This is a genomic window from Photobacterium kasasachensis, from assembly GCF_050336885.1.
Lineage (GTDB): Bacteria > Pseudomonadota > Gammaproteobacteria > Enterobacterales > Vibrionaceae > Photobacterium > Photobacterium kasasachensis.
Map to the genome: position 1 here is coordinate 293,582 of NZ_JAKJSH010000006.1, position 26,009 is coordinate 319,590.

General features: G+C 48.6%; 18 protein-coding genes. 10 read left to right on the forward strand and 8 right to left on the reverse strand.

Annotated features, from left to right (window positions below):
* Window positions 1-25: 25 nt before the first annotated feature.
* The 3 genes from L4D19_RS09050 to L4D19_RS09060 form a co-directional block, all read right to left on the reverse strand.
* Window positions 26-1,462 carry a DUF1254 domain-containing protein gene (locus L4D19_RS09050; RefSeq protein ID WP_428452192.1) on the reverse strand — a complete coding sequence of 479 codons (1,437 nt, stop codon included), beginning with the start codon at window positions 1,460-1,462 and terminating at the stop codon, window positions 26-28.
* A gap of 71 nt (window positions 1,463-1,533) precedes the next feature.
* A complete protein-coding gene (locus L4D19_RS09055) occupies window positions 1,534-2,448 on the reverse strand; it encodes a LysR family transcriptional regulator (RefSeq protein WP_428452193.1) in 915 nt (304 codons plus the stop codon).
* 219 nt (window positions 2,449-2,667) lie between these two features.
* On the reverse strand, window positions 2,668-5,379 hold the full coding sequence (locus tag L4D19_RS09060; protein WP_428452322.1) for a molybdopterin-dependent oxidoreductase: 2,712 nt from the start codon (window positions 5,377-5,379) through the stop codon (window positions 2,668-2,670).
* A 447-nt stretch (window positions 5,380-5,826) separates the two neighbouring features.
* Between L4D19_RS09060 and cobA the strand changes: the two genes are divergently transcribed.
* The 7 genes from cobA (at window position 5,827) to yiaY (ending at window position 16,666) form a co-directional block, all read left to right on the forward strand.
* Window positions 5,827-6,675 carry a uroporphyrinogen-III C-methyltransferase gene (gene cobA / locus L4D19_RS09065; RefSeq protein ID WP_428452194.1) on the forward strand — a complete coding sequence of 283 codons (849 nt, stop codon included), beginning with the start codon at window positions 5,827-5,829 and terminating at the stop codon, window positions 6,673-6,675.
* 44 nt (window positions 6,676-6,719) lie between these two features.
* The gene (nirB, locus tag L4D19_RS09070) at window positions 6,720-9,269 is read left to right on the forward strand and encodes a nitrite reductase large subunit NirB (RefSeq protein ID WP_428452195.1); all 2,550 of its coding nucleotides are present in this window, start codon (window positions 6,720-6,722) and stop codon (window positions 9,267-9,269) included.
* 12 nt (window positions 9,270-9,281) lie between these two features.
* Window positions 9,282-9,653, forward strand: coding sequence for a nitrite reductase small subunit NirD (gene nirD, locus L4D19_RS09075; protein ID WP_428452323.1), 372 nt, complete (start codon window positions 9,282-9,284; stop codon window positions 9,651-9,653).
* A gap of 294 nt (window positions 9,654-9,947) precedes the next feature.
* Window positions 9,948-11,423, forward strand: a complete 1,476-nt coding sequence (locus tag L4D19_RS09080) for a NarK family nitrate/nitrite MFS transporter (RefSeq protein ID WP_428452196.1) — start codon at window positions 9,948-9,950, stop codon at window positions 11,421-11,423.
* 84 nt (window positions 11,424-11,507) lie between these two features.
* The gene (locus L4D19_RS09085; protein ID WP_428452197.1) at window positions 11,508-13,268 is read left to right on the forward strand and encodes a bifunctional protein-serine/threonine kinase/phosphatase; all 1,761 of its coding nucleotides are present in this window, start codon (window positions 11,508-11,510) and stop codon (window positions 13,266-13,268) included.
* 368 nt (window positions 13,269-13,636) lie between these two features.
* The gene (locus L4D19_RS09090) at window positions 13,637-15,145 is read left to right on the forward strand and encodes a lytic polysaccharide monooxygenase (protein ID WP_428452198.1); all 1,509 of its coding nucleotides are present in this window, start codon (window positions 13,637-13,639) and stop codon (window positions 15,143-15,145) included.
* Window positions 15,146-15,517: 372 nt separating this feature from the next.
* Window positions 15,518-16,666, forward strand: a complete 1,149-nt coding sequence (yiaY, locus tag L4D19_RS09095; protein WP_428452199.1) for an L-threonine dehydrogenase — start codon at window positions 15,518-15,520, stop codon at window positions 16,664-16,666.
* Window positions 16,667-16,764: 98 nt separating this feature from the next.
* On the opposite strand, the gene L4D19_RS09100 is transcribed toward yiaY, so the two are convergent.
* From L4D19_RS09100 to cls, 5 genes are all read right to left on the reverse strand, one after another.
* Window positions 16,765-17,862 carry a GGDEF domain-containing protein gene (locus L4D19_RS09100; protein ID WP_428452200.1) on the reverse strand — a complete coding sequence of 366 codons (1,098 nt, stop codon included), beginning with the start codon at window positions 17,860-17,862 and terminating at the stop codon, window positions 16,765-16,767.
* A gap of 48 nt (window positions 17,863-17,910) precedes the next feature.
* Window positions 17,911-18,243, reverse strand: coding sequence for a putative pterin-binding protein (locus L4D19_RS09105; protein ID WP_428452201.1), 333 nt, complete (start codon window positions 18,241-18,243; stop codon window positions 17,911-17,913).
* A 488-nt stretch (window positions 18,244-18,731) separates the two neighbouring features.
* The gene (locus L4D19_RS09110; protein WP_428452202.1) at window positions 18,732-20,594 is read right to left on the reverse strand and encodes a response regulator; all 1,863 of its coding nucleotides are present in this window, start codon (window positions 20,592-20,594) and stop codon (window positions 18,732-18,734) included.
* An 8-nt stretch (window positions 20,595-20,602) separates the two neighbouring features.
* Window positions 20,603-21,442, reverse strand: coding sequence for a PhnD/SsuA/transferrin family substrate-binding protein (locus tag L4D19_RS09115; protein WP_428452203.1), 840 nt, complete (start codon window positions 21,440-21,442; stop codon window positions 20,603-20,605).
* Window positions 21,443-21,563: 121 nt separating this feature from the next.
* Window positions 21,564-23,021 (reverse strand): cardiolipin synthase, encoded by a 1,458-nt coding sequence (gene cls / locus L4D19_RS09120; protein WP_428452204.1) that lies wholly within the window; start codon window positions 23,019-23,021, stop codon window positions 21,564-21,566.
* A 352-nt stretch (window positions 23,022-23,373) separates the two neighbouring features.
* On the opposite strand from cls, the gene L4D19_RS09125 reads away from it, so the two are divergent.
* From L4D19_RS09125 to L4D19_RS09135, 3 genes are all read left to right on the forward strand, one after another.
* Window positions 23,374-24,708 (forward strand): sodium-dependent transporter, encoded by a 1,335-nt coding sequence (locus L4D19_RS09125; RefSeq protein WP_428452205.1) that lies wholly within the window; start codon window positions 23,374-23,376, stop codon window positions 24,706-24,708.
* A gap of 142 nt (window positions 24,709-24,850) precedes the next feature.
* Complete coding sequence (locus L4D19_RS09130) at window positions 24,851-25,537, forward strand: TIGR01621 family pseudouridine synthase (RefSeq protein ID WP_428452206.1); 687 nt, start codon at window positions 24,851-24,853, stop codon at window positions 25,535-25,537.
* A 194-nt stretch (window positions 25,538-25,731) separates the two neighbouring features.
* Entirely contained in the window at window positions 25,732-25,938 is a 207-nt protein-coding gene (locus tag L4D19_RS09135; RefSeq protein WP_428452207.1) for a hypothetical protein, read from the forward strand.
* The last annotated feature ends 71 nt before the right edge of the window (window positions 25,939-26,009 follow it).

Below are 26,009 nucleotides of genomic sequence, written 5' to 3' on the forward strand. Positions count from 1 at the left end.
GCTATTATTGTCTTTAAGGCTTGGCTTAGTTGACTTGATCAAGGCCCGGAACGGTCCAGCTCATTTCCAGCACTTCTTTTGATGGAATATAGAGCCGTGTAAGGACATAGAAGGGTCCGTTCGGTGTCGGAAGCCAGTTTTTGGCATTTACGCCATTGGGCTTTTTGCTTGAGAAGTGGATCTCGAACGAACCGTCTTGATGCTTGTTGATATCAGTCAGATCATTGATGTTGTAGCGATTGATTGCGTTGTCGATCAGTAGCTTGGATTTGGCGTCGTATACGGTGACGGACCAGAATGCCCCCACAGGTGGTTCGCCGTCGAACTTCATGACATAGTTGTTAGTGCCCGATAATGGCATACCAGTCGCGTCAGTGGCTGCCATGGGGTAGATAGCCTCCTTGGGTCCCTGACCGCCTAGATAGGGATGAGCAATGAGCGAGCGCATGGCGTTGTCATCACCAAAACTGTCCAGAGAGAAGGCATAGACCCAGCCATCTTTCATTTCCAGATTGCCAGGGTTTGCAGCTTGGGCATTGACGATTTTCTGGCCATCCTCGATAGCCTTAGTCAGTGACTTTTCCATCGCCGGCGTTATTGCCGAGCGGTCAAAACCGTGCTCAGTTGTTAGTCCGATTTTGGCAAACTGGCCAGCTAAGGCCTGTTGGCGTGTAGGGAGCGGATTGGTCTTGAGATATTCCCCTAACTCGACAAAGAAACGAAGCGGATCGTCTTGCTGACCCGGGCGGGGTGGCAGAGATGTAAACTCAACCAAAGAGGTTGTTTCGCCCGTGTACTGGCTCAGTGGTGTTAGGGTGTATTGATCCTGAATTGCGTTTGCGGTTGTATAGTCTTGCTCGCCAAAGACCTGTGTTCGCCCCCAAAGCCAGGCTTTTGTCGTTGGCGACTCGACAATAGTCAGGTTCCTTGGTGCTGTTCCGTTATCCTTCCATCCCGGTGGGACAATCAGGAACTGTTTGGCGAGGCTTCCGGTTTCACGGGTACCGACGTACTTGAACAGGTTGTGCCACATATCGAACATATTGATGACAAAGTATCGATCAGTTACATCGGGAACAGAAAGTACCAGCGGTTCCTGACTGAGATCGAGGATAGCGCTGGAATAGAGCGTATCTCGGTTGGCGGTTGGCATGTCTTTATCTGCCGGGGAGCTAAGGCGTCGGGCATGACCGAATTGGTTTAGCGGGGCTCGATAACTGGTGTCAGCCAATGGCTGGGACATATCGGTATATTGACGGGAAATCTGCTCCATTCGTACCAAAGTTGATCCCCACAGATATGCGTTGACCCCGAGGGTATATGTTTCTTTGGCGAGCGCCTGATGGACTTCAACCGCAGTTTGATTTTGCGAAGTGTTGGCGTGGGCAAAATTAATTGGTGTAAGGCTGCAAGAAGCGAGTATAACGGCTAATGTAATTTTTCTAAGTGTATGTTTAAGCATGGTGGGTTCCTCCTTGCGATTAGACTATCGCAGCAAGGAGGAAAGGTGTTGAATAGTGTGTATTACGTCATTTAATACGCCGGGGTTGGCATTGATTTCATAATTTTTATTGCTTCTTCATGTAACCATTTGGTAAGCGGTTCATTGCGGTTTCTTTGATGAGTAAATAATGACAAAGCACGATATGCTGTGTCGCCTTTTATTAAGTCAGGAGTATGTTCAAACCGGTAATGTTGATTTAGAAACCTGCAATTATGTTTCGACACAATACCGATGAAATTACTTTCACTGATTAGATGTAGCATCATGCTAATATCACTGGTCCGAACATTCACATGCTTGCTTAAATTATATTTTTTGATCAGCATCTCGGTTCGAGATGGCTCTATATCACCCTGGACAATATTAATACAGAGGGGGTACTGAAGAATTTCCTCAAGCACATTCGATGATAACGGGTGTCCTTTTCGCATGATCAGAATCATCTGATCTGAACCGATATCTTTTTGGATAATGTTCTTGTTTGTCTCCATTGGCAGGTAGCTGATCCCCCAGCTTGCGTTTTTCTCTTCAAGATCGGCTATCGCGTTGCTTCCCCAGTGATAGCATTGCACGGTGACATTGGGTGCGAGTTCGGTCAGCCGGCTGACCATCGGGGCGGCCAGCACGCTCATCAGAGGAGGCGAAAAGAGAAGACTCACTTCACCGCAAACTTTGCTGATATCCCAGTTGTCTTTGTCGATATAGAGTGCATCGAGCTGGTCAAGCAGGGCGGGTATCTGTTGCAGCAACTGCAGGCACTTGACGGTTGGCTCTAATTGATTTTTATCTCGGACGAATAATTGATCATTAAACTGATCGCGAAGCTTTTTTAGCATGACGCTAATGGTTGGTTGGCTTAAGTTCATTCGCTTGGCAGCTAGAATTGTCTGCCGCTCTTCATTGAGCACGATTAATAAACGAAGCAGGTTCAGATCTTTTGTCATGCACGATTTCTCTGAAGAATGTATTTTTTTGAAATGTTAAGGCTTTAATATATGTCGAGGCATATTAAATAATACTGATGCTGAACACGCAATTAACAGTGAAGGTAAATATGTGCTCGTATATGTTGTTCATGAATAATGCCGTGATAGACCTGGTTGGTGTATCACGGCAATTGCTTGATGTTAGTGTGACAGCGAGGTTTAAGGGTTATGAACCTGCTAATTAACCTGTTGGATCAGTATTTCTTCATCTAGTAGCTGCTGAATTTCAGATACGCAACTTCCGCATCCTGTCCCGGCTTGCGTACTGGCACTGATTGCTTCGACTGAAGATAACCCCTGTTCTTTTATCGCCTTACAAATGGTGTTTTTTCCTACTTGCTTGCAGGCACACACTGTTTTCCCGCCAGCCAAGTTTCCTTCAGCTTGTCCTGACATCAGACTACGTTCTACCGATGAATCAATGGGTTCATCTAATAGGTGGTTGAGCCAGGCGACATCTTGTTGATGTAAGTCTGTGGCGATCAGGTAGCAGCTTAACAGGCGTTGCTGCTTGATTTTGGCGTAGCGGTAAGGCCCGTTTCCGGCACCGTTGAAGCTGAGCTCTCTGCCATTTTCAGACTGGCAATAGCGGGCAAGTTGCGGCATTAGTTGCTCTGGGGGCAGAGTGCTGGCAATGCGATATAAATACCCGTTGCTGACTTTTTGTCGTACCCAGTAGTCAAATTCGCTGATGTCATGGGGTGTTGTTAACAGCAATAATGCCTCGCTGCGAAAAGCTTGCGGTGCAACAGAGACCGGAGTGAACTTAAACTCGGGCTGGCCGGACAGCGAATCGTTATCCGGAGTGATTAGGTTACAGACCTTGCCGGCACTGGAGGTGCTGTCATTCCAGTGGATCGGGATAAACAATTCTCCCGGTTTTACATCGGTGGTGATATTGACCCGGACTGCGGCTGTACCATATTCACTGTTAACAGCAGCAATCTGGCTGTCATTGAGCTCATAGTGCTTGGCATCAATAGGGTGGATGGAAGCATAGGGCTCCGGTAAATGTTCCCCTAGTCGTGCCGATAGGCCGGTTCGGGTCATGGTATGCCATTGGTCGCGAATACGGCCGGTATTTAAGACTAGCGGATAGTCCTTGCTGGTATGGCTTGCTGGCGGCTGGTACCTGACCGCAACAAAGCGGGCCTTACCGGAAGGGGTTGCAAACACGCCGTCGGTAAAGAGTCGCTTGTGTGGAAGGTGTTGCGGCAGCTCCTGGCTGTGGTGATGAAGTTCGCTTTTGCCTGCGACGGGCCACTGTTGAGGACTGAGCTGGTGGTATTGTGCTGGCGTTAAGTCAGACAGCCCGGTGAGGTTGAGGGGGCGCCGAGCGGAACCATGATTTCCCAGACCGGTCATCTCGCTGTATTCCTGAAAAATATCGGCCTCATGCTGATAGCTGAAGGCATGGCCAAAGCCCATCTTTCTGGCAACCTCGCAGATGATCCACCAGTCGGGTTTGCCTTCTCCGGGCGTTGGCAAGAGCCTGCGCTGACGGGAGATACGTCGCTCCGAGTTGGTAACCGTGCCGGATTTCTCACTCCATCCCTGTGCGGGAAGCAGTACATTGGCGTGGCGGGTAGTATCCGTATCGGCAATACAGTCCGACACCACCACTAATGGACATTTCTCCAGTGCCCGGTTGATTTTGTTGCTATCGGGCAGGCTAACGGCGGGGTTGGTGGCCATTACCCAGACAGCTTTAACTTTGCCGCTGTCTATGGCATCAAACATATCGATAGCTTTCATACCCGGTGTGTTTGACAAGGTATCAGTTTGCCAGAAATCACTGATCAGCTGGTGCTGGGTCTCGTTGCCAAACTCCATGTGGGCAGCCAGTGTGTTGGCCAGCCCGCCGACTTCTCGTCCGCCCATGGCATTGGGTTGTCCGGTAACAGAAAACGGGCCGCAGCCGGGTTTGCCTATCCGCCCGGTGGCGAGGTGGCAGTTGAGCAGGCTGTTGACTTTGTCTGTGCCATGCGTTGACTGGTTAACCCCTTGAGAATAGACAGTGACGACCTTTTCAGTATTGCTAAAGAGCTGGTAGAAATCGGTGAGCTGCTGCGGTGATAATCCGGTAACGCATGATAGTTTGTTATTGTCCTCAGCATCTTGGCGGGCACCAGCTAAAGCGAGCTCAAATCCTTCGGTATGTGCAGCGATATAGTCAGGGTCGAGTTGTCCATGCTCGGCGAGATAGGCCAGCAGGCCATTGAAGAGTGCTACGTCACTACCCGGTTTGATCGCAAGATGAAGGTCGGCGATTTCGCAACTGCTGGTGGCGCGGGGGTCAATAACGACGACGTTCAGATCCGGCCGCTCGGCCTTGGCTGCTTTGATCCGCTGAAACAGTACCGGGTGGCACCAGGCGAGGTTGGATCCGGTCAGAATGATCAGATCTGCCATTTCCAGATCCTGATAACAGCCGGGGACGCAGTCAGCACCAAAAGCCCGTTTGTGTCCCGCCACACTCGATGACATACAGAGGCGGGAGTTGGTATCGATGTTGCTGCTGCCGATAAAACCCTTCATGAGTTTGTTGGCGACATAGTAATCTTCGGTCAGCAACTGACCGGAGACATAGAAAGCTACGGCATCGGGACCATATTCGCCGATGATTGAATTAAATTGTTCGGCAACATAGTCCAGCGCCTGATCCCAGTCGCAGTCATTACCGTTAATTGATGGCGCCAGTAAGCGTCCCTGATGGGTGACAGTCTCACCCAGTGCCAACCCTTTTGAGCAGAGGCGACCGTAATTGGCAGGGTGCTCAGCATCCCCACGGACCTCTAGTTGTCCGTCAGGTGTCGGTTTTGCTTCTATACCACAACCTACGCCGCAGTATGCGCAGGTGCTCTTTATCCATCCATTGCTATTTGTTATGCCCAAAGCATCCCTCCTGATCCCAATAAGCTGTCGTTATCTCAATCCTTTCATCATCTATGTATCGGTACAGCAATAACCAAGCCAGCTTCGTTGCTATAGAGGGAAAAGGGGAGAATACAAAGAGTGAATTGACGAAAACAGGTCCTCCAAATGGAATATTTTTCTATTCATACCACTAAAGTGGTAGCTTGGCTGGTGTTTGATGTCGGTAATTTTGCTTAGGCGATGCATTATTCTGGTGTGTGGTGCACTAAATATGTGCGAAGCACTGACAACTAGGCTATGTACTATCGGGGAAAAAAGCGAAGGGATATATAAAATTTTACTTATAGATCATTTGATTACATCTAATTATCGCAAGGTGTGAACGCTAGTGGCACTTTCCTTGCTCTGATGCTAGCAGAGCAAATAAAGACGTACACGGAAGGTACGTAAGGATGAGAGATGTCACTAATTCCAACGATTGCAAATAAGACGACAGAGGTTGTCAGTTTCACTTCTGTCACCGTCAATGAACCCAAGCAATCTGGTCGTGTAAGCCTGGTTGGAGCTGGCCCTGGCGATCCTGACTTACTGACAGTCAAGGCACTGCGGGTGATCCAGCAGTCTGATGTGATTGTCTATGACCGCTTGGTGAGCAAGGAAATCTGTCAGCTTTTCCCTTCATCAACCCCAACGATTTATGTCGGCAAAGCGAAAGATCACCACAGTGTGCCTCAGCAGGACATTAATGAACTACTGATCACCAAGGCTAAACAAGGACTGAATATCTGTCGCCTGAAAGGCGGTGATGCCTTTGTGTTCGGTCGCGGCGGAGAAGAAATGCTGGAGCTTAGAGAGCAGGGAATCAAAGTCGACTTGGTACCGGGGATCACTGCGGCGGCCGGTTGTACAAGCTATGCCGGGATCCCGCTTACTCATCGCGGACTCTCGCAGGGCTGCACTTTTGTTACGGCACATGCCGAGAAAGATCTTCAAATCTGCTGGCAGTCGCTAGCCCAGCTTGATCACACCCTGGTGTTTTATATGGGGTTATCCAAAGCCGAGATGATTGCCAGCAGCCTGACTCAGGCTGGATTGTGTGCCCATACACCTGTCGCGTTGATTGAAAATGGCTGTTGTCCTCAGCAGCGGGTGATCCGTGGCGAGCTGCATCAGCTAGCCGACTTGGTTACCCGGGAGCAAGTGAAGTCACCCGCATTGATTGTCGTCGGCAAGGTGGTGGCCCTGGCTGAACAGTTGCAATGGTTTGCCGAAATGGCCAGCCAGCAGGCGAGCAGATTGTCCGCGTAAAAAATATTGTCGGTATACAGAATTAGAAACAGTGAGGAAGTTATATGAGTAAGCAGCGTGTTGTGGTGGTTGGCAACGGAATGGTTGGCCACAAGTTTATCGATGATTTGGTGCAGCGAGATAAAAACGAACAGTTTGAGGTGATTACTTTTTCCGAGGAACCAAGACTTGCCTATGATCGGGTTCAGCTCAGCAAATACTTTTCCGGGACAACGGCGCAAGAGTTGGCACTGACCGATGAAAATTACTACCAGGAGTGCGGGGTCAATTATGTTCTTAATGAAAAGGTGACGGCTATTGATAGCGAGCACCGTCAGGTGATAACGGCTAATGGCAGGGTGGAGAACTATGACAAGCTGGTATTGGCTACGGGCTCCTACCCGTTCGTTCCCCCGATCCCCGGTAATGAGCAACCGCACTGTCATGTTTACCGGACCATCGAGGATCTGGAGGCAATTGAAACATCTGGCCGCCAGAGTGAGGTAGGCGTAGTTGTCGGGGGCGGGTTGCTGGGACTGGAGGCTGCCAATGCACTGCAGTGTATGGGGCTGAAAACCCATGTGGTCGAGTTCGCACCGAGACTGATGGCAGTACAGCTCGATGCCGGTGGTGGTAAGCTGCTTGAGCGAAAAATCTCTGAGCTGGGGGTTGAGGTACACACCGAAAAAGCCACTACGGAAATCGTTGCCGGTGAAACCTGCCGTTACCGAATGAATTTTGCCGATGGTAGTTTTCTCGAAACGGACATGATTGTGTTTTCGGCTGGGATCCGGCCACAGGACGAACTGGCACGACAGAGTGGACTGGCGCTCGGTGAGCGAGGTGGCATCGTTATTGATGACAGCTGTCAGACCAGCGTGACAGATATCTATGCCATCGGTGAGTGTGCACTGTGGCAGGGGCAGATTTTTGGTCTGGTGGCACCGGGCTACCAGATGGCGAAGGTTGTCGCCTCGCAATTGTGTGAGAAACCGGGGAGTGAAGCTCAGAATGCGTTTACCGGTGCCGATATGAGCACCAAGCTGAAATTGCTGGGCGTTGATGTAGCCAGTATTGGCGATGCCCACGGTAATACGCCGGGCGCGCAGTCGTATACCTTTAATGATGAGATTGAGCAGGTCTACAAGCGACTGATTGTCTCTCAGGATGGCCAGAAAATTCTTGGTGCTGTGCTGGTGGGAGATGTCGAGGCATACAGTAGTCTGCTGCAGATGAAGCTCAATGACATGCCGTTGCCGGAAAATCCTGCCGTACTGCTATTGCCTGCGATAGGCGATGAAGAGAGTACTGCTATGGGCGTGGAGGCGTTGCCAGACAGTGCTCAGATTTGCTCCTGCTTTGATGTCACCAAGGCCGATATCAAACAGGCTGTGGCTGCCGGATGTACTGATATGGCCAGCCTGAAAGGGAGTACTAAGGCATCGACAGGGTGTGGCGGTTGTTCGGCCCTGGCCAAGCAGGTACTTGATGCCGAGCTGGCAACCCTCGGTTTCGAGATCAATAACCATCTTTGTGAACACTTTGCCTACTCGCGCCAGGAGCTGGCCGATATTGTCCGCGTCAAGCAGATCAAAACCTTTGATCAGTTGCTGGACGAATATGGGCAGGGGTTGGGCTGCGATATATGCAAACCCACAGTAGGCTCTATTCTGGCCTCTTTCTGGAACGACTATGTGCTGGATGAGCAGCATATCGGCCTGCAGGACACCAATGATATTTTCCTAGGCAACATGCAAAAAGACGGCACCTATTCGGTGGTGCCTCGGGTCGCCGGCGGGGAGATTACCCCAGATAAACTTATCGTGCTCGGTGAGGTTGCCAAAGAGTTCGACCTGTACACCAAGATCACCGGCGGTCAGCGAGTGGATTTGTTTGGGGCGCAATTACATGAATTACCGCTAATCTGGCAAAAGCTTATTGATGCCGGTTTTGAAACCGGCCATGCCTACGGTAAATCGCTGCGAACGGTCAAATCGTGTGTCGGGAGTACCTGGTGTCGCTATGGTGTGAAGGACAGCGTTGGCTTTGCGATAGATTTAGAGGACCGTTACAAGGGGTTGCGATCGCCCCACAAATTGAAGTTTGCGGTATCGGGTTGTACTCGCGAGTGCGCAGAAGCGCAGTCAAAAGATATCGGGGTGATTGCAACAGAAAATGGTTGGAACCTCTATGTGTGCGGTAATGGGGGGATGCGTCCGCGCCATGCCGATTTGTTTGCAGCAGATTTGGATGACAACACGCTGGTGACCTATATCGATCGAATTTTGATGTTTTATATCCGAACCGCAGATCGGCTTCAGCGCACCTCGGTATGGCTCGAAAATCTCGAGGGAGGCTTGGAATACCTGCAACAGGTCGTGATTGAAGACAAGCTAGGTATCGTCGGTGAACTGGAACGCGAAATGGCGCATAATCTCAGCCAGTACCAGTGTGAGTGGAAGACAACCCTGGATTCTCCGGAGAAACTGAAACGCTTCCAGCATTTCGTCAATAGTGAGGCAACAGATAACAAGCTCAGCTATGTCACCGAGAGAGGGCAGCGCCGGCCAAAGAACAAGTTTGAGCAGATTGAAATTGTCGATGTAACCGAATAGGAGCAGGGAATGATGGAACAGGTAATTAAAGAGCCGGTAACTCAAAAGCCGGTACTGAAAGAAAAGTGGCAAACTATCTGTAAATACAGTGATCTGGTGAAAAACACCGGCGTATGTGCCCTGGTGGATGACGAGCAGGTGGCCATTTTCTATTGTGGCCGGAGCCAGTCTGTCTATGCCCTGTCAAATTATGACCCTATCGGCGAGGCGAATGTGATGTCGAGAGGGATCATCGGCTCTGTAGAAGGTGAGGCGGTAGTGGCATCACCGCTATACAAGCAGCATTTTAGCTTAACGACTGGCGAGTGCCTTGAAGATCCGGAGTACAGCCTGAAGACGTATCCGGTCCGAGTTGCCCAAGGTGATATTCAGCTACGCATTTAATGGGTGTTTTACGTAAAAAAAATGGAAATGGAGCCTGATGGCTCCATTTTTACTTTTATAAGTTGCTGATATTATTTTTGTTGGGCTGCAGGGGGGAAGGAGAAAACAATAACCACATTAAAATGGGCTATTTGTCGCGAGATGGTGCAGGCATGCACCATTAACAGGAAGATAATGTGTCTAAAGTGAGATTTTATTAAGTATTGTTATTTATTTTATTGATTTTAAAGGTTTAATGTATCTGGCATGATAACTGCAATTAACTTACCAGAGAGTCAATAAAGGAATTGAATAATGACAGATACAGGTAAGTTCAACATATTCTCCATGACTGGCAAAATGAAGATCCTTCATTACAGCTGGTTCGCATTTTTTATAACATTTATGGTGTGGTTTAACTTTGCGCCTTTGCTTCAGGCGGTGAAGGAGTCACTCGGGCTGACCACCGCCGAGATTAAGACCTTGCTGATATTGAATGTCGCGTTCACGATACCGGCACGAGTCATTATTGGCATGCTGACCGATAAATATGGCCCCCGGATCGTCTATTCAGCGCTGCTGGCAATCTGCTCCATCCCCTGTTTCATGTTTGCTTTTGCAGATAGCTTTGTTCAGGCAGCGATAGCACGTTTTGCTCTCGGGCTTATCGGTGCCGGTTTTGTTGTGGGGATCCGACTGGTCTCAGAATGGTTCCCTCATAACGAACTGGGCACCGCGGAAGGAATATACGGCGGCTGGGGGAACTTTGGTTCTGCAGCAGCTGCTTTTACATTGCCGACCGTCGCTGTGATGTTCGGTGGTGAGGATGGATGGCGTTACGCGATGGCGATCACGGGTGCCATGAGCCTTATCTTTTCCTATATCTTTTATATCAATGTGACCGATACCCCGAAGGGAGCCACGTATTTCAAGCCCAAGAACTTAGGGGCAATGGAGGTGACTTCCAAAGGGGATTTTTTCCTGCTGCTGCTGATGAAGGTGCCGATGTATGGCGCCCTGGCCCTATTGGCCTGGAAACTGTCACCAAGCGGTGTCTCTATGCTTAGTAGTGAGATGGTGAACGGCATCTACGCGTTGCTGGTCGCGATTTACTGCTACGAAGTGAGTCAGGCGTGGAAGGTCAACAAGACGGTATTCAAAGAGCCAGTTCCTGAAATTCACCAGTATAAATTCAAGCAGGTCGCCGTCTTGAATGTGCTTTATTTTGCGACCTTTGGCTCGGAGCTGGCTGTCGTTTCGATGTTGCCGCTGTTCTTTTCCGATACCTTTGAGTTGACTCCGGTAATGGCGGGAATGGTGGCCTCAGCCTATGCATTCATGAACCTGATGTCTCGCCCGGGTGGCGGCTGGATTTCCGATAAATTTGGCCGTAAGCCGACATTACTGATTTTGACAGCAGGTTTAGCAGCGGGCTACTTCCTGATGGGACAGGTGGATGCAAGCTGGCCGGTATGGCTGGCGGTAGCAGCGGCTATGGCCTGTTCGTTCTTCGTTCAGTCGGGTGAAGGAGCGGTATTTGCAACGGTGCCTTTGATTAAACGTCGTATGACAGGCCAGATTGCAGGGATGACTGGTGCGTATGGTAACGTTGGCGCTGTGTGTTATCTCACGATTTTGTCGCTGGTGGACTATAGCACCTTCTTCTATGTGATTGCGGCAACGGCCGTGCTCGGGTTTGTCACCTTGTTGATGATGGAAGAGCCTTCCGGTCAGATTGCAGAAATCAACGAAGACGGCAGTGTCACTATGATAGATGTCGCCAAAAGCTAGATGCTGAATGTCTAACTAGATGAAGGGTAATACAGTGGTGGCTTTTGTTGAGAGGCCGCCACTCAGTCGTACAAGGATATAACGATGGCAGAGACAATGGATATCTCACAGAAAGTGGCCGAGGAGTTACAAGTTTCGGTAGGGGGCTTTTCCAGTGCAGGTTGCCGTGACGCCAACCAAGATGCCTTTGCTGCGAAACATGCGGTTCGCAAGAGTGTGCTCAAGTATAAGGGAGTGGTGGCATGCATTGCGGACGGTGTCAGTTGCAGTGAAAATGGACAACAGGCCAGCCATACCAGTGTGACTCAGTTTATCGATGACTACTACAGTACCCCGAATAGCTGGGGAGTCAGGAAGGCGGCGGCAAAGGTGCTGACGGGGCTGAACAGTTGGCTATATCACCATGGGCAGCAAAGTGATTTGCGACACAATGGGCTGGTAAGCACCTTCAGTAGTGTGATTGTCAAATCCAATACCGCGCATTTGATCCACGTTGGTGACAGTCGAATTTACCATTATCGGGCCGGGAAACTCGTTCAGCTCACACAGGATCACAGTCGAAAGCAAGGCGGGCGCAGTCATTTCCTGACCCGGGCGCTGGGGATGAATAGTCGGCTCGATGTGGATTACCAGCAGGAGCCTGTCGAGGTAGACGATGTACTGGTACTGACCACCGACGGCCTGCATGATTGGCTGAGCAAACAAGAGCTAGAAGCACTGCTATCGCGAACAGAACTGACAGCCGAAGAGTTGGCGCACCTGATCGTACAATATGCCCTGAAAAATGGCAGTGATGACAACCTTACCTGCCTGCTGGTAAAAATAGACGCGTTACCGCAAGAGGATCTGCAAGAGGCAAGCAGGCAGTTGACGCAAAGGGTGATTCCTCCGGTATTGGCCGAAGGGAATCGGATCGATCACTATGAAATTTTAAGGGTGTTGCACAGTGGTACCCGGAGCCATGTCTATCTGGCCAAAAGTCATTTTGATAAAAGGTGTTATGTACTCAAGGCACCGTCGCCGAACTTTGTAGATGATTTTGTCTATCTGCAGGGGTTTATCCGGGAAGGCTGGGTTGGAAGGCAAATAGATCATCCGTCGGTAATGAAAATCCATCCCTATGCCGATGCATCGCCTTTTTTGTACCACGTTTGTGATTATGTGGAAGGCAAAACCCTCAGGCAGTGGATGATTGATAATCCGGCACCGAGCCTGGAGAAAGTACGTCAGGTGGCATCTGAAATAGTAAAGCCAATTCGTTTTTTTCAGCGAATGGGTATCGTCCACCGCGATTTAAAGCCTGAGAATATTATCCTGACCGAGAATGGCAGGGCAGTGTTAATTGATTTTGGTACGGCACAGGCGGAAGGGTTCGATGAAGTTTCTACTGTCATCACTGAGGACGTGCCTGTTGGAGCAACAGACTATATCGCTCCCGAGTATTTGGCTGGCGAAAAAGCAACAGCCTACTCGGATTTATTTTCTGTTGGGGTGATTGTTTATGAAATGCTGACCGGAAAACTGCCATACCGCTCTCGACATTCTCAGGTATTTGATGGAATAAAGCCTCATTACTATCAATATATCCCGGCTACTAAATACAGATCCGATTTACCGGCATGGCTAAACCTGGTATTAAAGAAAGTGTGTCACCCTTCTCCTGATATACGCTATCAAGTCATCTCTGAATTCATTCAGGATTTATCCTTGCCTGACCAAAAAATACTCAAGGAGTTGAAAGAATCACCTTTGATCCAGCGTAACCCGTTGCAGTTTTGGAAGATAACGGTGTTGGTATTGATGGTGGTTGTTTGTATAGAAACATATATTATTGCCCTTGGGTAGTGATTGTTTTATTTAAAGTAGGAATGTGTTTTCTGATGCCAATATATTATTTTTATATTCATACGGGTAATTAATTTACTTGTAAACATCTTGTTCTGATTATTGATATCATGATTAATTTTATTTGATATTATTGTATTGGGACCATGATTCCATAATATCATTGCGATTTTTGATAACTGCAAAATTCTGCCTATAAATATCCCTGTCAGCTAAAGGCAACTGATTTAAAAAGATCAGACGCAAAACTACCGACCTAAAGAATAACAACTATTTCTATGTGGTTTATTTATTTAGCTTGGTATAAGCAGTGGCTATTTTGTTTCCCGCTAGCTGGCTTCCCAAACACTCATTAGGAAGCTAATAAAATGAAAAGAATAATGACTCTCTCTTTTGCAGCAAGTTCAGTGCTGGCTGCATTGGTGCCTATAAAAGCAAGTGCCCATGGATGGGCAGACTTTCCCAAAGCCCGTCAGGTGATTTGCCAGGAAGATGGCGGCCACTGGGGCGCGCCGGATGGTTCGCAGATCCCAAACGAGGCGTGCCGGGCCTCTTTCCAGGAGTCCGGGACGTATCCTGTTGTGCAGGTCAACGAGTTTGCGACTTTGGTAAAGGACTACACCAATATGGATGCGGTAAAGGCCGCGGTGAAGGATGGATTGATTTGTTCCGGTGGTGACGAGCGAAAAAGCGGTATGAGCGTCGCGTCGCAGTATTGGCAGCGGACCGAGATGCAGGCGGGTGAGACCTTTACCTTGAAATACCGCGCTACCGCGCCGCATAACCCGAGTCACTGGCAGATCTACCTGACAAAGCCTGGCTACAACGCAGCCCACAGTCGTTTGGGCTGGGATGATCTTGAGCTGATCCAGGAGTTTGGCAATATTGAGAAGGTTAATGTCGATGGTGCCAATTACTACTTCATGAATGTTACCTTGCCGGCTGAACGAAACGGTGAGGCGACCTTGGTAACGCGCTGGCAGCGAGATGATCCCGCAGGTGAAGGCTTCTATAACTGCAGTGATATCAAATTTGACGGCGATGCGCCGCAACCAGAGTGGTCCCCAATCGGTTCGTTTGTAAAACCGGGTGTTGTTGCCGAGGAAGGCGACGTGGTGTTGTTCCGAATCTTCTCTGCGCAGGGTAATCAGGAGCTAGTCTCTGAGAAGTTGCCGATCACTGCGTCAAATAGCGATGTGAATGCCTGGTCCTATGAACTTGCGCAGCGGGTAAACCAAAAGCACAGTGCCATCACGCAGATAGGTATCGAACAGGCCTCTGGCGATATCGTATATAGCCCGGAAGACTTGTATGCCAACCAAGTCTTTGTGACCAACCCGAACTATAGCTATGCGGTAGATGTTCGTGATGGCGATACTATTGAACCGGCACCTGTAACGGTGACAGGCCTGCAGGATGAATATACCCAGAATGAAGAAGGGCTGGCATATATCAGTGCCGCTGTTGAATCTGAAGGCCGATATCTTATTAACATGAAGCTGCTGGACAGTACGGGTCATCAGCTGTCACTGGCTAGTGACATCGTTGATAACGGTGAGATCGATCTGACTCTGTTCACCTCCCAGTTGGGGGATTTCACCATTGAGGTATATGCCGCCGAGCAAGATGCCGAACATAAGTTGATCGAAACCAAGTCTGTCACAGTGAAGGTTCCGTCAGGAGGGGGAGATTATGACTATGCCTATCCTGAAGGCATCGGCCAGTATGTCCCGGGTGAAACACTGGTATTGGGGCGCGATGGTAGCACCTATCAATGTCGTCCATTCCCGGAAGGCGGCTGGTGTAACATCGACTCGGCTATCCACTATGAGCCAGGTTTTGGCTCGGCCTGGGAAGACGCCTGGATCCGCCAGTAACGATTGATGATCTTTTAATTAAAGCCATGAGAAAGCGCTGACATGTTTCGGCGCTTTTTTGTGTGCGGATCCTCTCATTTAATGGACTGAATCTATGACGATACGAAAGAGAACGTTTCCTACGGTGAACAATCGTGGGGGCATTTTTAGTGAAAAAGTGATCGAATTCAAAAAAAACAACGCTGACCAGTCACTTTTTTTCATAAATTGTCCGAGATCAAATTGTTGCACATTTTGAAAGTGTTAGATATGTATGCCTAGCCCGAATGGGGTATGCGGGATACTCATTACAGGTAGCTTTTTAATCCGCAAAGAGATTGGTGGCTTAGTTGGTTAAAGTAATTAGTATTTGATAATTATGGAGAATTAGATATGAGCAGTGCATTTTTTATCCCTACAGTTAACCTAATGGGTGCAGACTGCCTGATTGAAGCGGCTGATGCGATTAAAGCACAAGGCTTTAAAAAAGCACTAATCGTTACTGATAAAATCCTAAGCCAAATCGGCATGGTGAAGCAGGTTGCGGATCTGCTAGCAGAGCGTGAAGTTGAGTCTGTTGTTTTTGACGGTACACAACCAAACCCAACAATTGGTAACGTTGAAGCGGGTCTTGAACTGCTAAAAGCGAACGAGTGTGACTTCGTTATCTCTCTAGGTGGTGGTTCTCCACACGATTGTGCCAAGGGTATTGCGCTTGTTGCCTCTAACGGTGGCAAGATTGCTGACTACGAAGGTGTTGACCAGTCTGCGAAGCCTCAGCTTCCGTTAATTGCAATCAATACAACAGCGGGCACAGCTTCTGAAATGACTCGTTTCTGCATCATCACTGATGAAGCGCGTCACATCAAGATGGCGATTGTTGACAAGAACACAACTCCACTGATGTCTGTTAACGATCCTAAGCTAATGCTTGCCAAGCCTGCGTCACTGACTGCAGCGACGGGTATGGATGCATTGACTCACGCTATCGAAGCATACGTGTCTATTGCGGCAACGCCAATTACCGATGCGGTAGCTATCAAAGCGATCGAGCTTATCCAGGCGCACCTACGTACAGCCGTAAAAGATGGTCAGAACCTGGAAGCACGTGAGCAAATGGCTTACGCGCAGTTCATGGCGGGTATGGCATTCAACAATGCTTCTCTGGGTTACGTACACGCAATGGCACACCAGCTAGGTGGTTTCTACGACCTTCCACACGGTGTTTGTAATGCTGTTCTTCTTCCACACGTACAGCGCTATAACGCACAGGTTTGCCCTGAGCGTCTGCTGGATGTTGCAAAAGCAATGGGTGTGAAGGTTGAAGGCATGACTGCTGAGCAGGGTGCAGAAGCGGCACTGGAAGCAATTCAGGTTCTGTCTAAAGATGTAGGTATCCCTGCAGGTCTTACAGAGCTAGGCGCTAAAGCAGAAGATATCGCTGTTTTGGCAGACAATGCGCTGAAAGATGCTTGTGGTTTCACTAACCCTAAACAAGCGACTCACGAAGAGATTTCTGCTATCTACACTGCAGCAATGTAAGCTGATAGAAAAGCAAACTATTCCTAATGAAAAAGCGGTCATCTGACCGCTTTTTTTATGTCTTTAACCCATATTAACATGGGAGTATCTAAGCAGCTTTAGCTTATCACCCGTTGGTTATCTGGCAACGAAGATAATGCGCGGTAATGCAGTAGGCCATCTTTTCCTTGTTGTTTGACCTCGTACATCGCAAAGTCGGCCTGCTTCAGGACTTCAGAGACAGACTTGGCTTCTTTGGGAAATTGGCTAACCCCAATACTGGCCGAAATCGGATGAAATGAACCGGCAAACATGGCTGGCTTTCTGAGGATCTCCGCTAATTGCTCAGTGATACAGGAGCTGTTGTCGCCAGTTGGCTGGCAAAGCTCAATAACTGCGAACTCGTCACCGCCCATACGCGCGGCACAATAATGCTTACAACGTAGTTTCGACAGTCGCTGGGCAACTTCGACCAGCAACTCATCGCCGGCGTGGTGACCCATTGTGTCATTGATCCGCTTAAAGCCATCCAAATCTATAAGGTAAAAATGAAAGGAGGTGTTGGTTTGTTCAAGCTCACGGAGCTTTTGGTTGAGCCAGAGTCGGTTGTGAATACCAGTCAGGGAGTCTTTCATTGCTAATGCATGGTGTGAATTGGACTCTCGAAGTAAGAGGTAAGTCATCAGTGCCCCCATCAGGAGGGTTGTCAGCAGTAGGTAGCGAATGACTGTTTCAACTTCAGAGATCGCTGTGATCCGATCCCCGAGATCGCCGCTTGATAGCCGGAATTTGTAATTGAGGAAAACCATCAGTTTTTCGTAGTCTTCCCGGAACAGTTGCAGTACTGGTTGGGTTTCCTGCGGTGAAGACAGGGATAGCAGATGAAACTCTAGCATTTTTACTCGTTCAAAATGGCTATTAATTTCATCTATTGCCCCTATGAATTGGTCAAAGTGTATTATCTGGCTGTTGTTAACAATGGTATTGAAGCGGCTCCAGAGTATTTCATACTGGATCATCATGTCGTCATGATTGCTGTTGCCAAATTGGTAGCTTTGCAGCTGGTAGACAAACTCCGAGTATTCTTTCGTTAGCTGGAGAACGAACCATATTGCTTCGTTTTGGCTTTTAGATACGATCTCGGAACTATTTTTTAAGTGATTGACGGCAACCAGCGTACTGGCAATCAATAATGGGGTGATGATGTATAGAATCATCTTTACCCATTTTCTTTTAGATCGTGTTGAACTGCTTCGGGCCATGATTTATTCCGCTTTAATCGTTTCTAATTGCCAGACCATTTTGGCCAGATTTTTTCGCTTGCCGAGCTCTGGATATTTGTCGATAGAAAAGACGAGCCAGTAGGGGCCGTAGTCACGGATTTTCAGGTATTGGTTGTTCTTTTCGATAGCGATAATCGGTTCGTACTTCGTTATGTGTTGCCAATCTGTTGAGGCGGAATAGTCGTTCAGCGCACTCATCAGTATCTTAGTGGGTTTGAGCTGATAGGCATTAAGTAATGTAGTCAGCTTTACTCCTTTAAACTCAGCCTGTCCTTTGACCCAGGGAAGGTGGGTAGTAAGAGTTGTTTGTGGCATGTTTTCCAATTCTGAGCGGGTAAGAGTGACATTAACCTGTTGCCCTGATGAATTCTGGCCCGTGATTGTTAGCGTTGTCTCATAGGCGAGAGCTGATGAGGACGCTACACAGCATAGTATAATGATGAATAAGCCAGTTACAGCTTGTGACAACCTAATGGACATCCTGAAACCTCATGGTGGTTATCGATAAATACAGTGTTGAGTTATGAAGTACGGTAAACAGCGAGTCTTGGTACTAAATCAGCACTTTATGTACATGTTTTTGTATATTGTAGTCTGGATTCTATAAACAGCCTGAATGTCATAGTGTGATCAAACACGTCATTTTTTTGACATTTTAACCGAGTTTTTAACGATGTAATCGATTTTTTGTGTCAAAAAGTACTTTTTGGAGCTGTTCGTAGTAACGTCAACATTGAAGCTGATGCAAAATTCGGGCTAGAATTTTCAGAATCATTCATATTCATTATCTTTTTATTGCTTGCCTAGGAAACCTGCGAATAAAGGGTGGTGCCCTGATGATTTCGGCCCAGCCAATAGCAGATCACCTGAAGCATTTTGTTTTTATCTATTGGTTTGGTAAGAAAATCGTCCATTCCGACGGACAAACATTGCCGCTTGTCCGTGTCACTGACATTGGCTGTCATGGCAACGATGGGGACTTTCTTTTGAGTACTGGTTAGCTTGCGTATTTCACTGCAGGCATCAAGCCCGTTCATTTCGGGCATCTGCAAGTCCATCAGTACCAGAGCAAACTTGTTGTTTCTCATCGCCTGAACGGCTTCCAGACCGTTGTTGGCTGTATTGACTTGAAACCCATACTTGGTCAAGAGAGTTTTGGCAATCAACTGATTGGACGGGCTGTCTTCAACCAGTAATATCGGTAATGCCTGTTGCTGAAGAGTCGGAACAATGGGTGTGCAGTTGCTCTTGTCTTTGGTGTGGTCGGCAGGCTGGAGTGTTAACCTGAAGGAGAAGCTTGAGCCTTTCCCCAAGCTGCTGTTGATATCGAGCTGTCCACCCATGATAGCGAGTAGCTTGTTGCTGATAGCAAGCCCCATGCCGGCTCCGCCATAGCGTCTCGAGAAGGATGGATCGCTTTGGACAAACGGATCCAAAATAGTAGTGAGCTTTCCTTTATCGATACCTATTCCGCTATCTTCTACCGTGAAGGAAAGGCTTGTGCTGTCCTGTAATTTCTTGCTGGTGATGCTGAGTGAAATTGCTCCGTTTTCGGTAAACTTAACGGCATTTCCCAACAAGTTGGTTAGCACCTGGGTGATTTTACCTTCATCTCCAATGAAGTGAGCCTGACTTGCCTGATCTGAATGGAAATCAAGCTCAATGCCTTTTTCTGCCGCCTGCTCAGAAAAAAGTGCGATAACATTTTCGGCCGTATTTACCGGTGAAAATACGGCATTATTGACAGCTACTTTGTTGGCGTCGAGCTTTGAATAATCAAGTATGTCGTTGAGTTGGTTTAGCAATAGCTTGGCGGCATTTTGTGCCGTAGTGGTGAACTGCTTGGCCGTTATTGATAGCGACTCATCCTTGAGAATGTCCAGAGAGCCAAGAATGACATTCATTGGGGTTCGGATCTCATGGCTCATGGTTGCAATAAACTCAGTTTTGCTCTTGTTGGCTGCTTCGGCATGTCTCTTTGCTAACTGAAGTTGGCGTTCTTTCTCTTTCTGTGCTTTTAGTACCTTCTGAAGTACGTTAACGGATTTGTCGAGACGCGCTAACTCTGATAAGTGCTCCTGATTGACGGGCAGAGCAAGCTCGTCTACAGACAATAACCTTCTGTTGATTCTATTTAATGGGGAAAGCAGCAGGTAATGGGTCAGGAAATAACAGAAAAAGCCTAGCAGCAATAACGAGGCGGCCGAGATAAAGCGAATCTGATCGACATGGTGGCTGATGTCAGCCAGCAGCCTTTCTTTGCTGAGCGCAAGGGTCATCGAGCCAAAGATCTCACCTTCGAACATGATAGTACGATGGTACTGGGCCGTTAGCGGGTTATTGTCGCCGGGATTTTGCCCTGAACTGGCTAAGAGCACTCCAGCCTCATTACAGATAAGGACGTAGGTAAGATCAGGGTTATGAGAGGTTGCCTGCTCCAGTATGGTTTCCAGGTGGGGGACATCTTCGGTCAGCACATCCTCGATGGTTGTCGACGATAAGGTCTGGAAGTAGCTTTGTAACTGCCTGTCTACCTTGTCTTCGAGGTAGTTTCTTTCGTAACCTCGGACAATTTCTCCGGCACTGAAGCTTAGCAACAGCGTGATCAGCGAAATCAGGAAGGCATACTTGAGCCACAGAGGCTGTGATTTGATATAGGCAGCCATAAGTCCCCCTACTCAGAAAAGAAACGGTTGTCGGCCATGGCAAGACGGATCCTTTCATAATCGCTGTCGTTACCGGGAAGAAAGCCATTTTTCTTTAGTGCTTTTAACGCTTTGGGGTCGGCTAGCTCAAGCAGGCTTTCTTTCAGGCTGACAGCGATTTTCGGTTCGAGTGTCGAGCTGGCAATCCATGGCTTGGTAACATTTTCAAAGCGGGCTATAGCGCGAAGCGGCGCCCCTTTATTGACCAGTTTGTTGAAGGTGCTTTCTTTAAGCGCCCCGGCATCGTATTGCTCTGATCCAACAGCCGCCCCGACCTTGTCGTGACGTCCCAGGTAGCTGTAGGAATCCAGGGTGCTGGCAGTAATGTTGTGGTCGGCCAGATAACTTTGCGACAGATAACGGCCGATCGTTGAGTTCTCGTCGCCAAATGCAAATGACTTTCCTGCCAGATCAGTTGCAGAGTGAATATGGCTATCATTATGCACGCAGATTACGCCGTAAAAAGTCTTTCCGCCGTTGTTGCTCTCTACTGCCAAGATTTTAATACCAGGGTTGTTTTGCTTGGCCAAAATGTAAGAACTCGGGCCAAACCGTGAGAAGTCGACACGGCCCTCGACAAGATTGCTGAGTCCCTGCTGGTAGTCTTTTGAAATTTGCATCCTAATATGCACAGGCTCTTTGAGTTTTGCTGTCATTTTGGCTTCAAGAGCATTAAGCACAGGACGAAACTGCTTAACCATAGCCGTTGCTTTGTCAGAGGTGTATACCCCAAAGGCCAGCTGAATATCAGACAGTGCAGGGAAGCTAATAAAAGCTAAGGCAATTAGCAGGAAATGGGCTTTTTTCATGGCGGCTCTCACTTCTGGACAGACAGTTAGTCAGAGCAATAAACAGACCATGTTGTGCAATAGGTGAGAATCTGAAGTAGAGAATGCGTGGCAGTGATGTATGTAATAGTAAAACAGCCCTTTATAGCAAAGGGCTGAACATATAGAAGAACTGTTCAATCAGCTTGTTGATCACCGGACGCTTTTCCCATTCGCTAAGCTCGATATGGACGGAGTCTTTGATGTATTCCTGCTGTAGCCAGCTCAGTTGCTGGGTGAACTCAGGGTTATCGACAGCCAGGGTGACTTCAAAGTTAAGCCATAGGCTGCGCATGTCGAGATTCACGGTACCAATGAGGCAATGATTGTTATCGATCACAACGGACTTGGTATGCAGCAGTCCGCCGTGAAAACGGTGGATGTTGACGCCGGCAGCGAGGAGTTCGGTAAAGAAGGAACGGCTGGCCCACTCAACCATGATCGAGTCATTTTTGTCGGGAATAACAATGTGAACGCTTATGCCACGTTCGGCGGCACTTTCCAGGGCATGGAGCAGGTTTTCGCTCGGGACGAAATACGGTGTGGTGATGACAATGCTCTCTTTTGCCTGATAGATGCTCAGCAGCAGTACCTGATGGATAATTTCATCAGGCATACCGGGGCCAGAAGGGATCACCTGGATCATGTCAGAGCTGTCTGCCGGTGAGGGGAGCTGACAGGCAGGCAGTGGCGGTAGATAGCGTTCGCCCGTTTCGACTTCCCAATCCCAGGCCTGGATACAGTTCAATACTGAGACGGTCGGCCCTGTGACTCGCACCATGACATCAATCCACTGGCCCACACCCGCATCGGTTTTAAAGTACTCGGGATCGACCAGATTCATCGAACCGGTATAGGCGATATTGTTGTCGATAACGACAATCTTCCGGTGCTGGCGGAGATCAAGTCGACGGAGGAACATCCGTAGCGGGGACACCGCCAGCGCCGCGGTGATCTCGATACCGGCATCACGCATCAATTTTGGCCAGTACGAGCGGAAAAAACGCATACTGCCAGCCGCATCGAGCAACACTTTCACTTTGACACCGCGTTTGGCAGCTACGATCAGTGCACTGGCCACTTCGTCAGCCAGACCGCCCGGGTGCCAAATATAAAATTCGAGATGAATCGCTTCCTTCGCCTGTTGAATATCATCTATCAGCGAGTGCAAGATTTTATGCGGGGAGTCCTGAAGGGAGAGGCTATTGCCGCACAGTGCAGGGATACCCAGCCGGTTTTCACATAAATCGCTGATTGGGCGGGCGTGAAGGCTCATTTGCTGCGGCTGGTGGCCGGGGCAGTCATTCAGGCGCTGAAACCAGTCGGCAAAGGGCTGGAACATTTCCAATGCACGCTCAGCCCGTTTCTTACCCAGGTTGAGCTCGCCCACAAGCAGATAAGCAAAGACGCCGCCGATAGGAATGATATAGATGATCATCAACCATGCCAGTGATACGCCCACGACTCGGCGCTTAAATACAACCCGCATTGTCACACCAGCGATGATCAGCCAGTAAAAGAAAACGCCGACCCAAGCGAGTACTTGATAAAACTGTTCCATGTGAATGGCTTATCTGATTAATAAAGAGTTATATGCTCTCTATTTTGCATTGAAATAGAAGGAATACCAACGTTATCTTTCCGACAGAAATATCTGCCAATACTTTTAACAAAGGTGAAACAAAACAGTGCTGATTGACCAATAAATGTGCAGAAAAACGCGTTTGACGGAGAAATGCTAGTGATAGATCAAAAAATAGAATCGCGGGCTTCACATTCTATTCCTAAACTGTTTTACTTGCCAATGTTGACGGTGTGATTGATACTCTTTTAAATGTACATATAACTTTACACCCGAAATGAGACACAACAAACAGCAGCATAATAATTATCAACTAGTGTAGAGAGCTCGTATGGCAAGTGGATCAAGAGCGCAATTTAGCTCAAGGATAGGTTTTATTTTGGCAGCAGCTGGTTCTGCTGTCGGTTTGGGGAATATTTGGGGCTTCCCGACTCAGGCAGCAAGTAACGGTGGTGCTGTCTTTCTGATGGTTTACCTGCTGATGGTGTTCGCATTGGCGTATCCATTGCTGGTAGCGGAACTGACTATCGGTCGTTACGGCAGTGCCAACCCGATTAAGTCACTGCGTTCGGTATGGCCCCAGCAGCGCGGCATTGCCACGTTGCTTGGTGTGGCAGGGATGATTGCGGTATCAATGATCCTGAGCTTCTACGCCATTGTTGCCGGTTGGCTGTTTGGTTTCCTTGTCGGCCCGATCTTCGAGGCAATTGGCCTGACATCTGCGGCTAACTGGCTGGAATCTTTCAGTGCTTCACGTAACCTGGCCCTGATGATCTTCTTCATGGTGCTGACTATTCTGGTGGTACGCAACGGGGTTGCAAACGGTATTGAGCGCTGGTCGACCCGATTGATGCCAGTATTGCTGCTGTTGTTTGTGGTGATGGTGATCTACATCCTGACTCAGGATGGTGCTATCGATGGTCTGAAAATGTACCTGGTTCCGGATTTTTCTCACTTTAGCCCTGGTCTGGTGGTGAGTGCCATGGGACAGGCATTCTTCTCGCTATCGCTGGGCGTCTGTTCAATGATGGTATATGGTTCATACATCAAAAAAGATGTGAACCTGCCGAAAACCGCAGCGCAGGTTGCCTTGCTGGATACTTCTGTAGCCTTTATTGCCGGCCTGCTCATTCTGCCTGCGATGTTTGTTGCCCAGCACAATGGCGTCGAAATCTACAGCGACACCGGTGCACTACTGTCATCAGATACCCTGGTATTTAGCGTATTGCCTGCAATGTTCGATACCATGGGCTCGGCCGGACTGTTCATTGGCGTGCTGTTCTTCGTATTGATGGTGATTGCAGCCCTGACTTCATCTATCTCGATGCTGGAAGTACCGGTTGCCTGTGCAACTGAAGAGCTTAATCAGGATCGTAAAATTGCCGTGTGGTGGATTGGCGGCCTGATCACCTTGTTCTCTGGCATTATCGTATTCAACTTTGGTGATATGTTTGGCCTGGTTATCTCTATCACGACAGAATACGCCCAGCCTATTCTAGGTATGCTGTTTGCCCTGCTAGTCGGCTGGGTATGGAAGCGTGACAAAGTACTGCAGGAGATCAAGGAAGGCTACCCTGAGCTTGAACAGGGGCTGTTCTGGAAAATCTGGCCTTGGTATGTTCGCGTCGTCTGTCCGCTGATGATGCTGTGGGTATTCTTCGCCTGATTTAGGGCTGAAGCCCCCTCGATACAGTGACCTAACAAAGCCGCTCGATTGAGCGGCTTTTGTGTGTCAGGCATTTGGTATTAACGGCAAACGGTATATACTCCGCCTCTCGATTATTTGGCTTGTTCTATGGTATTTGGTTATGTTCACTCTGATTTATCAGCATCCTGATTTTTTGGTTATCAACAAACATCCGGATGTGAGCGTACATAAAGATGATAATGAGCAGCCCTTGCTGGCAGCCGTGGCCGAGCAAACCGGGGACGAGAAGCTATACCTTATTCACCGCCTTGATAAGATGACCTCCGGGTTGCTGTTGCTGGGAAGAAATAAACAGGCAGCCTCGGTGCTGTCGGGTAATTTTGCCCGTCGTGATGTCGAGAAGTTTTATTTGGCTATCGGTACGAAAAAGCCAAAGAAAAAGCAGGGCGTTGTGATTGGTGACATGACCCGCTCCCGCCGTAGCAGCTGGAAGCTTGAAAGCAGCAAAGACAATCCCGCCGTGACGCAGTTCTTCTCGACGGCGGGTGGTAACGGGCGTCGCCTGTTTTTGTGTAAGCCCCATACCGGAAAGACCCATCAAATTCGCGTAGCATTGCGCAGTGTGGGATCGGGCATTGCCGGGGATATGATTTATGGTTGCGAGGAGGTCGATCGTGGCTATCTTCATGCCTATGCGTTGCGTTTTCCCTATCAGGGCGAGTGGTGCCAGTTTATCTGCGGGCCGGACCGGGGCGAGCTGTGGCAAACCGCAGAAGTCCAGCAGGCCCTGAATGAATGGCAGTGTCCATGGGAGCTGAGTTGGCCGAAACTAGCGGTCAAAAAGTAGCAGTGGTTATCAAATAACCACAATTGTTAAATCAGAGTGTTTAAAAGAGGCCTTAATGGCCTTTTTTTACACATAATCGGTAAAAATATAAATTAAAGTCGTCTAACCGGCTGTAACTTGAGCAAACGCAATTAAATTATTGATAGAGATCACATATAATAGCGGTCTAGGAAACGCCTAGACAGAGGATTACAATGCGCCTGACCCGCTCCACGTCGCTTCGTATGCGACTGAAGAAGAAAAAGAACAAATCTCTATTTTGGGGGCTGGCATCATTTCGACGTAATCGTCAAAAGTTCAAATCCCGCGTTAAGCGTCAAAGGCACGTCCGTGTCACTGCTGAATATGTCACCCTCGCCAGCCATCGCCACCCTGATGAAAATATCAAACTCGTAGCCTGATCTCTCTTAATCACCTTTTGTCGCTGCTCCTTTGTATAGGCAGATTGTGCTGCCGATAATTGTGTGGAATG